Genomic DNA, 13953 nt, shown 5'->3' with positions numbered 1-13953 from the left:
TGCATGGAGCTGACATGAAACTCGAACCGTTTACGATGGAACGCTGGCAGTCCACCTACGAAAACCTGGTGGAGTACAACCTCTCGGAGAGCGGCGTGCACCCGATGTCCGCGCGCGAACTGGCCGGCAGCGCGGCCGAGGCCGAGCGCCTGCTTGCGATCGAGCTCGGCTACTCGCAGTCCAACGGCACGCCGGAACTGCGGCGGATGATCGCCGGACTGTACGCCGGCGCCAACGAAGACAATGTCATCGTCTGCAACGGCTCCGCCGAGGCGCTCTTTCTCACCATCTGGAGCCTGGTCGAGCCGGGCGACGACGTCGTGATGATGCTGCCCAACTACATGCAGATCCACGGCATCACGCGCGGCTGGGGCGCGAACATTCGCCCGTTCCACCTGCGCGAGGAACTGGCCTGGCAGCCCGATCTCGACGAGCTGCGCCGCGTCGTGACGCCGCGCACACGGCTGATTGCCGTCTGCAACCCGAACAACCCGACCGGCGCGGTCATGTCGCCCGAGGCGATGGATGCGGTGGCCGCCGCCGCGCGCTCGGTGGGCGCGTACGTGCTCTCGGACGAGGTGTACCAGGGCGCGGAGCGCGAAGGCGCCACCACGCCGACGATGTGGGGCCGCTACGAGAAGACGATCATCACCAACGGCCTAAGCAAGGCGTACGGCCTGCCGGGCCTGCGCATCGGCTGGATCGCCGGGCCGGCCGATATGGTCGCGCGCGCGTGGAAGCACCACGACTACACCACGATCGCGCCCGGCACGCTGAGCGACGTGATGGCCCGCCTGGCGCTGCAACCCGCCACCCGCGAGCGCATCATGGCGCGCACGCGCAGCATCCTGCAGAAGAACTACCCGATCTTCGAAGGCTGGATCGAGGAGCACGGCGCGATGTTCAGCCTCGTGCCGCCGCGCGCCGGCGCCATCGGATACCTGAAGTACCATCTCGACGTCAACTCGTCGGAACTGGCCGAGCGGCTGCGCGCGGAGCAAAGCGTGCTGATCGTGCCGGGCGACCAGTTCGGCATGGACAAGTACATGCGCATCGGCTACGGCGCGCCGGAAGCGTACCTGAAGACCGGGTTGAACCGCGTGGATGAAATCCTGCGTTCGATTGCCTCGGGACGCGGATGACCCAATAGACCTCGTGGGTTTTGAAAACCCGCGAGGTCTGCTTTGAATTGTTGGGTGCATCGCGGTAAAATCCAATATGGCTTTTCCGAACACGAAGCGCGGGCCGGCTTCGTGTTCTGCTTCACAGCCCACGACAGCGCATTGAGCAACAGGAGCGACCATGAAAACCATCTTGCTGGACATGCCTCTGCACCCGCAGGGCCTCGCGATTCTGAACGCCGCAGGCCACGAGGTGATCGGGCCGCTGCCGAGCGACACCCCCGAGCGCCGCGCGATTTTCGCGCGGGCCCACGCCATCATCATCGGCAGTGCCTGGCAGATCAACGATGAGACGCTGGCCCAGTCGGCGACCGTGCAGGTGGTGGGGCGGCCCGGCATCGGCATCGACAACATCGACCTCGCGGATGCGACGAAGCACGGCGTCTGCGTCGTGCACACGCCCGACGCGCCGACGCAGTCCACCGCCGAGCACGCCTTCTCGCTCCTGATCGCGCTCGCCAAGCAGACGCTGCGCATCGACCGCGACTTCCACGCGAAGGGCTGGAACTCGAAGAACGCCGTTCCGCTCAGCATCGAGCTCAAGGGCAAGACGCTCGGCCTGGTGGGGCTTGGTCGCATCGGCGGCACCATCGCCAAGATGGCGCGCGGCTTCGACATGCGCGTCATCTGCTTCGACCCGTACGTGACGGCCGAGCGTGCAGCCCAGACCGGCGTCGAATTGCGCCCGTCGCTGTCGGACGTGCTGGCCGAGGCCGATTTCGTGTCGCTGCACTGCGCGCTGACGCCGCAGACGCGCGGCCTGATCGGTCCCGGCGAGCTGAAAACGATGAAGCGCACGGCGTACCTAGTCAACTGCGCGCGCGGCCCAGTCATCAACGAGGCGGCGCTGATCGACGCGCTGCGCGCGGGCACGATCGCCGGCGCGGGTATCGACGTGTTCGAGGAAGAGCCAACCCCGGCCGGCAACCCGCTGCTTGCGCTGGACAACGTGGTGCTGTCGCCGCACGTCGCCTCGCGCACCGAGGATGGCGTGTACCAGATGAGCGTCGGCGCGGCGGAGGAAGTCTGCGCCGTCCTGCGCGGCGAGCCCCCCCGCTGGCTGGCCAATCGCGAGGTCTGGGCAAAGCGGCGCGCGTAAGCCCGCTTGACCCGTTGCACCGTGTCGGACTACTACGAACTGCTCCACGTCAGGCGCGACGCCAGCGCCGAGGAGATCAAGCGGTCGTACCGGCAACTGGCGCGCCAGTATCACCCGGACTCCAACAAGTCGCATATCGCCGCCGAGCACATGAAACTGCTCAACGCGGCGTATGACGTGCTCGGCGACGAGCACAAGCGGCAGGCGTACGATGCGCGGCTGGCCGTCGAGGCGGCGATGCCGCCGGAAGGCTACGCGTACGCATACGCCGCGCCGCCGGGGTACGCGCGCAACTGGCGCCCGTGGCTGGTCTGGGCCGGCGCGACGGCGCTGCTGGTGCTGGCCGCGCTGACGGGCACGCTGTTCGCCCTGCGCGACCAGTTGCCGGTCATTCGCGCCACGCTGCTCGCCACGCCGACACGCATTCCGATTGCCGCCGCTACGGCGCTGCCGACCTGGACGCCCAGCCCGACGCCGACGGCAACGCCAACGGCGACCGCGACGCCGGCGCCGACGGCCACAGCAACGGCCACGCGCACGCCGACGGCCACCCACACGCTTGTACCGACCGCGACGCCGACCCGCACACCAACACCACCGCCCACGCCTTCACCGTCCGCCAGCCGAGTGGCGCCATATCCGCTCCCGCCACTGGCGGCGCCCGGCAGCAAGCTCGTGACCAGCGAAGCGACCGGCAACGCGGGCGGCCGCGACCTGTTCGTCGGCAACGCCGACGGCACCGTGAAGGCCAACCTGACCCGCACGGATGAACTAATCGAGCTGTCGCCCTCGTGGTCGCCGGACGGCGCGCGCATCGTCTTCGCCGAGTTCAACTCCGGCTTTCTGTACACGATGAACGCCGACGGCAGCCAGCGCGCGGCGCTGACCGATGACCCGTTGCTGCGTGACAGCAACCCGGTCTGGTCGCCGCGCGGCTCCGTGGTGGCCTATCAGTCAATCCGGCGCGATGCCTACGTCGCCGGCAACGGGGCCGCCGCGCGGGTGGTCGTGATCGACGCGAACACGCGGGATAAACGCCTAATCGGCGACCAGCCCGGCGCCAACCTGGCCTGGTCGCCGGATGGCAACCTGCTGGCGTTCCAGGTCAGCGGGCGCGACGGGTCGGTCCTCTACGTCTACAACGTGACGGGCCGGGGCGCGCCGTTCTACTACTATACGCCGCGCATCCGGCGCATCGCCTGGACGGCCGATTCGCGCCAGGTGGTGATCGACGTCGTGGTCCGTGACAGCAACGGCAACGGCCGGCTCGATGACACCGACCGGGGTGAAATCTACCTGGCGACGCTCCAGCCGTTCTCGCTGCTGCCGTTGAACGGGACGCTGGCCGTCGTATCGCGCAATGGCCGCTTCCCCGGTCCGCCGCTCGACGGCGAGGTGTTCCCGCCGGGCATCTACTCCGTGCAGCAATAGGACATTTCGCATAAACATTGGGCACGCCATGCGATTCGCCGCGTAGGGGCAGGTCTTTGACACCCCAAAGGGTGCGACACGTCGCCTGCCCGTCGGACAGGCCAAAGGCCTGTCCCTACATGCGGCGCACAGCCCTGTGCTGTACTATGTCGGATTGTTTCGCAAACCGCTCTAGCGAACCGCCCCGCACATTCAGTATGTGCGGAGCGGTTTTTGTTTACCGTATGCGCTGCAGCAAACCCGGCGGCGGCTCCCAGCCGTAGCGACGCAGGTCGCAGTAGCCGTTGCGGTCGAATCGGATGCCTTCGCGGCGCAGGCGGCGCATCTGCTCGTCGCGGTGCGCGGCGTTGCTGACGCGCCCCTCCGCGTTGATGACCCGGTGCCAGGGCACTTTGCCCGCCAGCTTTGGCGGCAGCCCGTTCAGCGCCCAGCCCACGGTACGCGCCGCGCGCGGGTTTTCCAACAGTGTGGCAATCTGCCCGTAGGTGGCCACTTTCCCCTTCGGTACCAGGCGCACTACGGCGTAGACCCGATCAAAAAACGATGGGGGGTTAACCATGTCGTGCCGGGCCATAGCGCTCCAACTGGCCGCTGCGGAACGTGAACAAGGTGTTCGTCAGCGGGTGCGGGCGCGACTGCGCGTCGAGCGCCACCTGCCGGCCAATCGCCGCGACCATGGCCGGATCCGCACTGCCGAACGCGACCAGGAAATCGCGGTTGGGGATGCCGATCACCAGTTCACCCTTGACCTTGCTCGCCAGCCGTTCCAGCAGCGGCTTGAGCAGGATACGCGTGGCATCGTAGCCGTCCTGCGTGGCCAGCACGAACAGTGCGCTGCCTTCCGCCCCGCCGACTTCGTACGCATCGCCGCCGGTGCGCGCGATCAGGTTCGCCAGCGCCGTCTCCAGCAGGTCGTCCAGCGACTGCCCCGACGCCTCGGCCTCGCGCTCGCGCACGTAACGCACGCTGTCATCGGCGTCGATCACCAGCGTCACGATTACGTCGTCGGTGATGAACGGCCGCCAGACAATCGCCTCGACGCGACTGCGTTCGACTTCGCGCAGGAACTCGCGCGGCTTCAGCAGGGGCATCAGCCGCTGCAAGTCGAGCGGCGCATCGGTCTCCGGCTCCAGCCCGCCGTCGTCCAGCAGTTGCAGGACGGTCTCGGCGATCGGGTCGAGCGATGCGCCGTTCTGGTAGGCGGCGTACAGGTTGCCGAGGTTCAGCGTAATGTCATCCGCGTCGTCGCGCCCGATCCGGATCTGCAGTGGGGCGACTTCCTCCACCAGCCAGCCGTTTTCGCGCAGGCGCGCGGCCAGCAGGCGCTGGAACAGTTCGGGACTCTGTTCGTCCATAGATTACCCGGCCTGCTTCAGACCAGCAATCCCGGGAAGACGCTGGTGACCACGAGCAGGACGGTCAGCCCGATGAGAATGATCACTGTCACCCAGGCCAGCGTGTTAAAGATGCGGCCGTTGACGTACGCGCCCATCAACCGCTTATTGTTGATCAGTTTCAGCATGGCGATCAAAATGACCGGCAGCAGCACGCCGTTGAGCGTCTGGCTGGCCAGCATCACCTCGATCAACGAGCGGATCGGCAGGAGGATGATCGCTGCGCCCAGCACAATAAAGGTCGTGTAGATGCCAAAGAAGACTGGCGCATCCTTCCAGTCGCGGCTGACGCCCGACTCCCAGCCGAACGCCTCGCAGACGACATAGGCGGTGGACAGCGGCAAGATCGCCGCCGAGAACACCGAGGCGTTCAACAGGCCGAACGCGAACAGCGTCGCCGCGTACTGCCCGGCCAGCGGACCGAGCGCCAGCGCTGCATCTTCCGCCGTGCTGATTGGTATGCCCTTGACATAGATCGTGGCCGCGCACGCGATGACGATAAACGCCGCGACCAGCGGCGCCAGCAGCGAGCCGACCACGACATCCAGCCGCTCGTAGTTGTACTCGCTCAGCTTGATGCCCTTGTCCACAATCGACGACTGCAGGTAGAACTGCATCCAGGGCGCGATGGTTGTGCCGATCACGGTGACGAAGATGATGACGTAGCCGGCATCGAGCTGGAAGGTCGGCGAAACCGTCGCGCGCAGGACCTCGCCCCACGGTGGGTCGGCCATCACGCCGGAGATGACATAGGACAAATAAAGCGCGCTGGCAACCAGGAAGACGCGCTCGACGATCTTGTAGCTGCCCTTGACGACCAGCAGCCAGACGCCGATTGCGGCCAGCGGCACCGAGATGTATTTGCTGATGCCGAAAATCTCCATGCTGGCGGCGACGCCCGCAAACTCGCTGACCGTGTTGGCCAGATTGGCGATCAATAGCAGCCCGATGATGAGCGCGGTGATACGCACACCCATACTCTCGCGGATCAGGTCGGCCAGCCCCTTGCCGGTCACGACGGCCAGTCGCGCACTCATTTCCTGCACGATAACCAGTGCGACGGTGACCAGCACCAACTCCCACATCAGGCCGTAGCCATAATGGGCGCCGGCGACGGAGTATGTCGTGATGCCGCCAGCGTCGTTATCCACATTGGCGGTGATGATCCCCGGCCCGACGACGGCCAGGAACAGCAGCAGGCGCGGACGCATGGCTTTCCAGCGTTGTTGAAGGTTCATAGACGGGCTCTCGGATCGGGTGGCGTGAAGGCTTAGTGCACGAACATCCGGGGCAGTTTCACTTTCAGTTCTTCGGGCAGAATCATTTCCAGTGCGTCGTCGGCGGTCACGATGCCCTGCAGCCGGTTCTGGTCATCCACGACCGGCACCGCCAGCAGATCGTAGCGCGAGATCAGCTCGAGCACATCTTCGCGCGGCGCGGTCGGCAAGACCGTCACCGGGTGCTTGTGCATGACCTCCTCCAACTGCGCGCCCGGATCGGCCAGCACCACGTCGCTCAACGAAACCACCCCGCGCAGCGTTTCGTCGGCGTCGGTGACGTAGACGTAGTAGATCGTCTCGGCTTCGCGGGCGGCGGCGCTGTCGCGCAGGCGGCGCAGCGCCTCGCCGGCCGTCAATCCCGGCGGCACGCTCACATAGCGGGTGGTCATCAGGCCGCCGGCGCTGTCCTCCTCGTGCACCAGCAGCTCCTCGACCTCCGCCTTCTCCTCTTTGTCCATCAGATTGAGGATGTCTTCGCGGCGCTCCTCGTCCATCTCGTTGAGCAGGTCGGCCGCCTCGTCGGGCTGCATCTCCTCGACGATGTCGGCGGCGCGCTCGTCGCTGAACTTCTCCAGCACCTCGGCCTGGAATTCGGGGTCGAGTTCTTCCAGCGTGTCGGCCACCTTCTCGTCGTCGAGGTTGCGAATCAGCTCGGCGGCGACGGCCGGGCCGGCATCCTCCAGGATCTCGGCGATATCGGCCGGGTGCAGGTTGTCCAGTTGATGGCGCGCCACGTTGATGCGCAGGCTGCCGCCCGGCAGGAAGCTCATCTCGCTCCAGGCGATCTCGCGCTCGGGCAGCGTGCGCCGCAGCGCGCGCGCCACACGGTCGGCCGTGTCTTCCCAGCCGAGGCGCCGCAGCAGGCCGCGCCCGCCGATATCCACGTTGATCAAACAGTAGTCGGTGCCGATCTTGCCTAGTTCGAGATCGTTGACGCGCACGATACGGTGGTCGTTGATGTCGATCACCTGTTTGTCCATCACGTCGCGCGCCAGCCAGACCTCGTTGCCGCCGAGGACGTAGGGGCTGGAAGAGGGTTTTTGCAGCTTGATGCGCGTGCCGGCCATGTCTTCGGTGCCGCCCCAGGGCAGCAGATGCGGTTGCTCTGGGTCGCGTGTAGACACTGCCAGCGCGGCGACGCGCGGATACGCCTCGCGCTCGCCGATCACAATCAGCACATCTTGCAGGCGGCCGAGGAAGGCGCTTTTGTTGTCAACCACTTCGCGGCCGACGATCTCGCTCAAATAGGCCATAGACCACCTCGCCCCGCTAAACTTTCGTCACGCCATTATAGATCGATTGGGGGAAAAATCAATGGGTCTGCCGTTAAAATTTGGTGGAAATTTGCCCGGCACGGCTCAATCGCCGGTGCGGGTCGCGTAGCGGGGATGCAACTCGATATGGCGCGCTGTGATCGCCCGGCCATGCACTTCCAGCAGGCCGATGCTGCGCACCGTGTGGAAGCCCTGCTTGCCGGCCGCGCCGGGGTTGAAGAACAACGTGCCGCCGTCGGCGATTGCGGCCTGAATCTGGTGGCTGTGGCCGAAGATCACCGCGTCGGGCCGCATCTGCTCGTAGGCGCGGCGCACCTCGCGCGACATGCGCTCCGGCAGCCCGGCGATATGCGTCACCAGTAGGCGCGCATCCTCCGCTTCGACCGTCTGGATCAGCGGCAGGCGGCCCAGTTGCCCGACGTCGGCGTTGCCGCGCACGGCCACCACCGGCGCGATGCGCGCCAGCGCGCTGCGGACCGGCTCGCCGCCGATATCGCCGGCGTGAATGATCAGGTCGACGCCGGCGAACCGCGCGTCGATCTGCGAGTCGTAGTATCCGTGGGTGTCGGAGATGACGCCGATGAGCATAGCGAGAGGCGAACGCTCACCTGAAGCTGAAGATATTTATTCTGCTGGTTGCGCTTTCGCAGCCACAGCGACGATCGCATCAAGCATCGTGCTGATCTCCGGATCAAGGACTTCCCGCGGCATAAGCTGCGCCAGCGCATGGTAGTCGTTCTTGTCCATCAGATTGGGCAAGTCAAGTCTTCGGAAATATGCGCGGAACAAAGGCGAGAGAAAATCGTCGCTTGCTTTCACGTCCGCTGACCACGGACCTGGCTTGCCGAAGGTCGCCAGCGCGGCGGTAACCTCTCCGATGGCGTCCCGCATGGCTTGTTCGCGCCGGTCAGCCTCTGCCGCCCCAAATAGATCGCCGGGCAAATTGGCACGTGCGTATGACAGGAGTACCGCCTCGGTGCTCAGGTAATTTTCAATTTCCCGGCGCATCCACATAAGCTCCGTCAACGGCTGTCCTTCGTTCAATCGCCGGTCGAGTCGGTCGAAGATCGCCAACCCCACGAGATCCGGCTTCGCTTCGCGCAGGCCATAGAAATGGTCGCGTGCTATTTGGGGGAGGTTGTTCGCAACATAGTGCACAAATGGACGCTCCAGCACCGTCGCCGCGGGGTGATTGAGTGCGCGCGCCCATGTTTGCAGTATCGCGAGGTCGGTCGGCCCCTCCAGGTAAAGCACCCACCCCGTTTGTTCGGCCTGATAGTACTGGTCGAAGCCCAGATCAGTGAGCGCCTTCATAACCTGACTATTGCGACCTTCGATGCGGTGCGGTCGTCCGACGAACGCAATGACCAGGTCGCGGGTGGCAGCTTCATTCAACACGACTTCCGAATGGCTCGCGGCAATCACCTGCGAACCCTGCGCCTCAGCGACCGCAGTCAGGAGTTGATAGATCTGCCGTTGCCGCAGGACTTCCAAGTGCGCGTCAGGCTCGTCCAGTAGCAACAGCGTTCCTGGATTAGCGTACAGATGCGCCAGCAATAAGAGCGTTTGCTGCAGGCCGCGTCCAGCCGAAGACAGGTCTAACTCCAGTGCGTGAGGCTCACGATAGGCCATCGTGACCTCTCCGCGCTCCTTGATATAACGTGGCGGTACCAACTCCACACCAAACAACCGTTGAATATGTCCGCATAACTCGCCCCACCCCGGATTTGTGTCCGCCAACTCATAAATCTGGTGGCATAAGTTACGCAACACCTGCGCAGTCTGGCCTTCGCCAATCAACACGTTCACCCGCCCGGCTTCCCATTTAGGTTCTACGGCTGCCAAACCTGACATTGGCGGTAGAAATGCGGTGCGAACTGCTGTCGCGGCATTGGGTATGGGCATCCGCTGACCCGAGTCTTTTTCACCCAAACGCAGGGGACGACAGTAGAATGATTCCTCATTGGCATAGTCGAACTCAAGGCCGCATGACCAGGTTCTTCCATCTGTCACACCATCCACCACGATCTCAATGCGGATATTTGGGGTTCGTTGCCGTCCATCCGGCCGCTCGACATTGCGTACATGCAGGTCGCGCCACAATAGGTTGGCATCGGGCACCGGTATGGCAATCAGATCTCGTCGGTTGATCGCGACGCCGGGGCGTTGCTCGGCAGCAGAGTGGCCACCGCGCTTCTCCATCCAACGCCGCAACCCGATTTCCCACAAGGCCAGCGCCTGCAGCGCGGTCGTCTTGCCGGAGTTGTTGGGACCGATAAAGACTACTGCCTTGCCCAATTCAATGGACGCGTCGCTGAGCCGCTTGAAATTTTTGATGCGGAGTTGGGTTAGCATAATCAAATCGTCCGTTTCTGTCTGAGGGCAGTGGACCAAGGAGGCACTGGAAACCCGACGGGTCTGATTATTTCAACCGCGCTGCGCCAGCGGCACGGCCTGCTTGTCCGTCGGGCCGCTGTAGGCAGCCAGCGGGCGGATCAGATCGTGCTCGGCGTGCTGCTCCAGGATGTGCGCGGTGTAGCCCGACGTGCGGCTCGCGGCGAAGGTCGGCGTGAACAGGTCGGGCGGCAGGCCTGCCGCGTGTAGGACGGCCGCGCTGTAATACTCCACATTCGTGTACATGCGCGCGGCGCGCGGGTTTTCGTGCACCAGCCGTAGCGCCGTCTGCTCCACATCATAAGCAAACTGGAAGAATGCCGGCTCGCAGACCTCCTGCGCCAGCCCGCGCAAGACTTCGGCGCGCGGATCCTCGGAGCGGTACACCCGGTGGCCGATGCCCATGATCGGCTTGCGCGCCGCGATCGAGTCGCGCAGCCACGCTTCCGCTCTGTCGGACGACCCAATCTCGTTCAGCATCGCCAGCACCAGCGACGGCGCGCCGCCGTGCAGCGGCCCCTTCAGCGCGCCGATCGCCGCGCTGAGCGCCGAATACAGGTCGGAATCGGTCGAGGTCACGACGCGCGCGGTGAAGGTCGAGGCGTTGAACGAATGGTCGGCCAGCAGGATGAAGTACGCGCCCAGGCAGCGCGCGGCGACCTCGCTCGGCTCCTTGCCGGTCAGCATGTAAATGTAGTTGCCGGTATGGCTCAGATCGGCGCGCGGCGCCAGCGGCGACTGGCCCGTGCGGATGCGGTGGAACGCCGCCAGGATGGTCGCGACCCTGGCGGTGGCGCTGATCGCCTGCGAGACGGTCGGCGTCTGCTGGCGGTCCACCAGGCCGAGCATCGACACGGCCGTGCGCAGCACATCCATCGGCGCGGCGTCCTTCGGTACGCGCCCGAGGAAATCCATCACCATGCCCGGCAGGGCGCGCTCGGCTGCCATCTGGTGCTGCAGGTGTTCGGCTTGCGCCCGGTTCGGCAGTTCGCCGTTCCAGAGCAGGTACGCAACCTCTTCAAACGTAGCGTGGGCGACCAGGTCGCGGATGCTGTAGCCGCGGTAGACGAGGCGGCCTTCCTCGCCGTACACCTGGCTGACCGCGGTTTGTCCGGCCACGACGCCGCGCAGGCCCTTGACAGGCGTATTCGACATCAACCCCTCCGTGTGCGGATTATGCGCCAATAGCGCGGGCGCGGCTAACGGCCAACCGGCATCTGTCGGCGCAGGTACGCCTCGATGAATGGGTCGAGGTCGCCGTCGAGCACCCCCTGCGTATTGCTGGTCTCGAAATCGGTGCGTTGGTCCTTGGCCATCTGGTACGGGTGCAGGACGTACGAGCGCACCTGGTTCTGGTTGCCGAAACCCATGCCGCCGTGCTTGCCCTTGATGCGCGCGATCTCTTCCTCGCGCTCGGCATGCGCCAGTTCGTACAGCCGCGACTTGAGCACCTTCATCGCCGTTTCGCGGTTCTGCACCTGCGAGCGCTCGTTCTGGCAGGTCACGACGATGCCGGTCGGCAGGTGCGTCAACCGCACGGCGGTGGAGGTCTTCTGCACGTTCTGGCCGCCCGCGCCGCTGGAGCGGAAGACGTCCATCTTCACTTCGTCGGTTCGGATTTCGATCTCGTTCATGTCGTCGGACAGTTCCGGCATCACCTCGACCAGCGCGAACGAGGTGTGGCGGCGGTGCGCCGAGTCGAACGGCGACAGGCGCACCAGGCGGTGCACGCCCATCTCGCCCTTCAGGTAGCCGTAGGCGTACTCGCCGCTGATCTCCAGCGTGACGCTCTTGATGCCCGCCTCTTCGCCGGGCGTCTCGTCCACCAGGCCGACGCGGAAGTCCTTGCGCTCGGCCCAGCGCGTGAACATGCGCAGGAGCATGGCGGCCCAGTCCTGCGACTCGGTGCCGCCCGCCCCGGCGTGGATGGCGAGGATGGCGCTGTTGCGGTCATGGCTGCCAGAGAGCATCAACCGGAACTCGCGCTGCTCCAGGTCGCGCTTGATGGCGGCCGCCTCCTGCTCGATCTCCGCGACGATGTTCGCGTCGCCGGCTTCGGCCGCCAGTTCCAGCAGGCCGAACGCGTCGCGGGCGCGGTGCTCCAGCGAGCGCCACGCCGAAGCATCCACCTTCAACGCCGACAGGCGGCGCATCGTCTCCTGGGCCTGCTCGGCGTTCTGCCAGAAATCGGGCTGCGCCGACTGCTCGTCCAGCGAAGCAATTTCACGTTCCTGGCCGGCTACGTCAAAGACGCACCAGGAGATGAGCGATGCGCGTGTCCAGTTCGGTCAGTTGGCTCTGCAGTTCTTCCACGGTCTCTCCAGAAAATGGCGTAGAAATACCTCACAAGTTTGAGACCTGTGAGGTGTTCACTCAAACAGATCGTCCACAAAATCCTGCGGATCGAATTCGGCGATATCGTCGAGTTTTTCGCCCGTCGTCGCAAACCGGATCGGGATGCCCAGTTCCTTGCTGATGGCGAAGGCGACGCCGCCCTTGGCGGTGCCGTCCAGCTTGCTCAGGATGATGCCGGTGACTTTGGCGACCTCGGTGAAGTTCTTCGCCTGCGAGATCGCGTTCTGCCCGGTCGTCGCGTCGAGCACCAGGAACGTCTCGTGCGGCGCGGCGTGCACCTGCTTGGCGGCCACCGAGTGAATCTTGCCCAGTTCCTGCATCAGATTGAACTTGGTCGTCAGCCGCCCGGCGGTGTCGATCAGCAGGATATCGGCTTTGTGCGAGAAGGCGTACACGATGGCATCGTAGACAACCGCGCCGGGGTCTGCGCCGGGCTGGTGCGCGATGACCGGCACGCCGACGCGCCCGCCCCAGACCTGCAACTGGTCGATGGCGGCGGCGCGGAAGGTATCGGCCGCGGCCAGCACCACCTTGCGGCCCTGCGTGCTGTAGACGCTGGCTAGTTTGGCGATGCTCGTCGTCTTGCCGGTGCCGTTGACGCCGATGAACAGGTGCACCGTCAGCAGGCGCGGCTCGTCGGGCGCGCGCTTGGCGCTCGTCGTCAGGATGTTGACCAGTTCGGCTTTGAGCGCCTGGCGCACCTCATCGGCGCGTTTGAGGTTCAATTTGCGCAGCCGCTCGATCAGCGGCTCCGTCACGGCCATGCCAACATCGCCCTGGATCAGCAGCGCTTCGAGGTCGTCGTACAGCTCCGGCGTGATGTCGCTCTCGACGAACAGTTCTTTGATGCGGTCGAAGACCGAGGACTTGGTGCGCGCCAGTCCCTGGTCGATCTTCTCTTTGTTTTCTTCTTTATTGCGGCCGAAAAAGCGTGCAAACATGCGGTGCGTCTTTCTGCGTGCGGGTGTCCTTCCGATTATACATGAATACGGCAGGGGCGGATATTTCGCGCGGCGCGACTGCCCGGGGTATACCCGAAGACTGTCGGCGGGCAAGAAGCCAGCCGCGGCCTGCCAAGCCGCCATTCCGGTATGATCTTGGCCGGAATCCAGTCTGGACAACCACGGCCCGGACGCTTGCCACATGCGGATATGGATGCCGGCGGTGGTCAGCGGCTTCCCGCCGCTGACCGTTAACCGTCCGCTGGCGTGAGGCCAGCGGACAACGACACGCCGGCATGACGGACTGCGGCGTTCCGACAGTTCATTGGCATACCCGACTGCCTGCAGCAATTCTCATTTTGGAGTCGGCTGCCAATATGCCCCCTCATCCCCTGCCCCTTCTCCCCCGCGTGCGCGGGGAGAAGGGGAAAAGCTAACGGGGAGGTGCGCGGCGGCGTAGCCGCCGCGCACCTCCCCTAAGAATCTCGCCCCCTCTCAACGAAGTTGGGAGGGGGTCGGGGGGAGGGCAGCGCCACTTTTTCGGCGGGCCAGCTTGCGTGACAAGCGCCTGAGGGCCAGCGCATCGCAAGCGGCATTGGAAAGT

12 protein-coding genes are annotated in these 13953 nt (G+C 65.0%); 3 read left to right on the top strand and 9 right to left on the bottom strand.

Going from position 1 to position 13953, the window contains the following annotated elements; all coding sequences use genetic code 11:
• Positions 1-14 precede the first annotated feature (14 nt).
• The 3 genes from HZB53_20190 (at position 15) to HZB53_20180 (ending at position 3711) form a co-directional block, all read left to right on the top strand.
• Complete coding sequence (locus HZB53_20190) at positions 15-1142, top strand: aminotransferase class I/II-fold pyridoxal phosphate-dependent enzyme (GenBank protein ID MBI5879975.1); 1128 nt, start codon at positions 15-17, stop codon at positions 1140-1142.
• Positions 1143-1302: 160 nt separating this feature from the next.
• A complete protein-coding gene (locus tag HZB53_20185; protein ID MBI5879974.1) occupies positions 1303-2280 on the top strand; it encodes a hydroxyacid dehydrogenase in 978 nt (325 codons plus the stop codon).
• A gap of 6 nt (positions 2281-2286) precedes the next feature.
• Complete coding sequence (locus HZB53_20180) at positions 2287-3711, top strand: DnaJ domain-containing protein (protein MBI5879973.1); 1425 nt, start codon at positions 2287-2289, stop codon at positions 3709-3711.
• Between the two features lie 217 nt (positions 3712-3928).
• Here HZB53_20180 and HZB53_20175 read toward each other — a convergent pair whose 3' ends face one another.
• The 9 genes from HZB53_20175 to ftsY form a co-directional block, all read right to left on the bottom strand.
• On the bottom strand, positions 3929-4270 hold the full coding sequence (locus HZB53_20175) for a methylated-DNA--[protein]-cysteine S-methyltransferase (GenBank protein MBI5879972.1): 342 nt from the start codon (positions 4268-4270) through the stop codon (positions 3929-3931).
• Positions 4263-5066 (bottom strand): DUF1444 family protein, encoded by an 804-nt coding sequence (locus HZB53_20170; protein ID MBI5879971.1) that lies wholly within the window; start codon positions 5064-5066, stop codon positions 4263-4265. The genes HZB53_20175 and HZB53_20170 overlap by 8 nt, the downstream gene beginning before the upstream one ends.
• Before the next feature lie 17 nt (positions 5067-5083).
• Positions 5084-6343 (bottom strand): Nramp family divalent metal transporter, encoded by a 1260-nt coding sequence (locus HZB53_20165; protein ID MBI5879970.1) that lies wholly within the window; start codon positions 6341-6343, stop codon positions 5084-5086.
• Between the two features lie 32 nt (positions 6344-6375).
• Positions 6376-7638, bottom strand: a complete 1263-nt coding sequence (locus HZB53_20160) for a CBS domain-containing protein (GenBank protein ID MBI5879969.1) — start codon at positions 7636-7638, stop codon at positions 6376-6378.
• A 105-nt stretch (positions 7639-7743) separates the two neighbouring features.
• Entirely contained in the window at positions 7744-8247 is a 504-nt protein-coding gene (locus HZB53_20155; protein MBI5879968.1) for a metallophosphoesterase family protein, read from the bottom strand.
• Between the two features lie 36 nt (positions 8248-8283).
• Complete coding sequence (locus tag HZB53_20150; protein ID MBI5879967.1) at positions 8284-10014, bottom strand: AAA family ATPase; 1731 nt, start codon at positions 10012-10014, stop codon at positions 8284-8286.
• Positions 10015-10086: 72 nt separating this feature from the next.
• Complete coding sequence (locus HZB53_20145) at positions 10087-11208, bottom strand: citrate synthase/methylcitrate synthase (GenBank protein MBI5879966.1); 1122 nt, start codon at positions 11206-11208, stop codon at positions 10087-10089.
• A 44-nt stretch (positions 11209-11252) separates the two neighbouring features.
• Complete coding sequence (gene prfB / locus HZB53_20140; GenBank protein ID MBI5879965.1) at positions 11253-12317, bottom strand: peptide chain release factor 2; 1065 nt, start codon at positions 12315-12317, stop codon at positions 11253-11255.
• 105 nt (positions 12318-12422) lie between these two features.
• On the bottom strand, positions 12423-13349 hold the full coding sequence (gene ftsY / locus HZB53_20135; protein MBI5879964.1) for a signal recognition particle-docking protein FtsY: 927 nt from the start codon (positions 13347-13349) through the stop codon (positions 12423-12425).
• Between the last annotated feature and the right edge of the window lie 604 nt (positions 13350-13953).

This window comes from Chloroflexota bacterium (assembly GCA_016235055.1).
Lineage (GTDB): Bacteria > Chloroflexota > Anaerolineae > JACRMK01 > JACRMK01 > JACRMK01.
Note: the sequence above shows the minus strand (reverse complement) of the source record. Positions and strands in the feature narration are given on the sequence as shown.

Excerpts from the sequence above, each read along its gene's own strand:
- HZB53_20155 (MBI5879968.1), bottom strand. The coding sequence starts at position 8,247 with ATGCTCATCGGCGTCATCTCCGACACCCACGGATACTACGACTCGCAG.
- HZB53_20160 (MBI5879969.1), bottom strand. The coding sequence starts at position 7,638 with ATGGCCTATTTGAGCGAGATCGTCGGCCGCGAAGTGGTTGACAACAAA.
- HZB53_20150 (MBI5879967.1), bottom strand. The coding sequence starts at position 10,014 with ATGCTAACCCAACTCCGCATCAAAAATTTCAAGCGGCTCAGCGACGCG.
- HZB53_20190 (MBI5879975.1), top strand. The coding sequence starts at position 15 with ATGAAACTCGAACCGTTTACGATGGAACGCTGGCAGTCCACCTACGAA.
- ftsY (MBI5879964.1), bottom strand. The coding sequence starts at position 13,349 with ATGTTTGCACGCTTTTTCGGCCGCAATAAAGAAGAAAACAAAGAGAAG.
- HZB53_20170 (MBI5879971.1), bottom strand. The coding sequence starts at position 5,066 with ATGGACGAACAGAGTCCCGAACTGTTCCAGCGCCTGCTGGCCGCGCGC.
- HZB53_20175 (MBI5879972.1), bottom strand. The coding sequence starts at position 4,270 with ATGGTTAACCCCCCATCGTTTTTTGATCGGGTCTACGCCGTAGTGCGC.
- HZB53_20185 (MBI5879974.1), top strand. The coding sequence starts at position 1,303 with ATGAAAACCATCTTGCTGGACATGCCTCTGCACCCGCAGGGCCTCGCG.
- HZB53_20165 (MBI5879970.1), bottom strand. The coding sequence starts at position 6,343 with ATGAACCTTCAACAACGCTGGAAAGCCATGCGTCCGCGCCTGCTGCTG.
- HZB53_20145 (MBI5879966.1), bottom strand. The coding sequence starts at position 11,208 with ATGTCGAATACGCCTGTCAAGGGCCTGCGCGGCGTCGTGGCCGGACAA.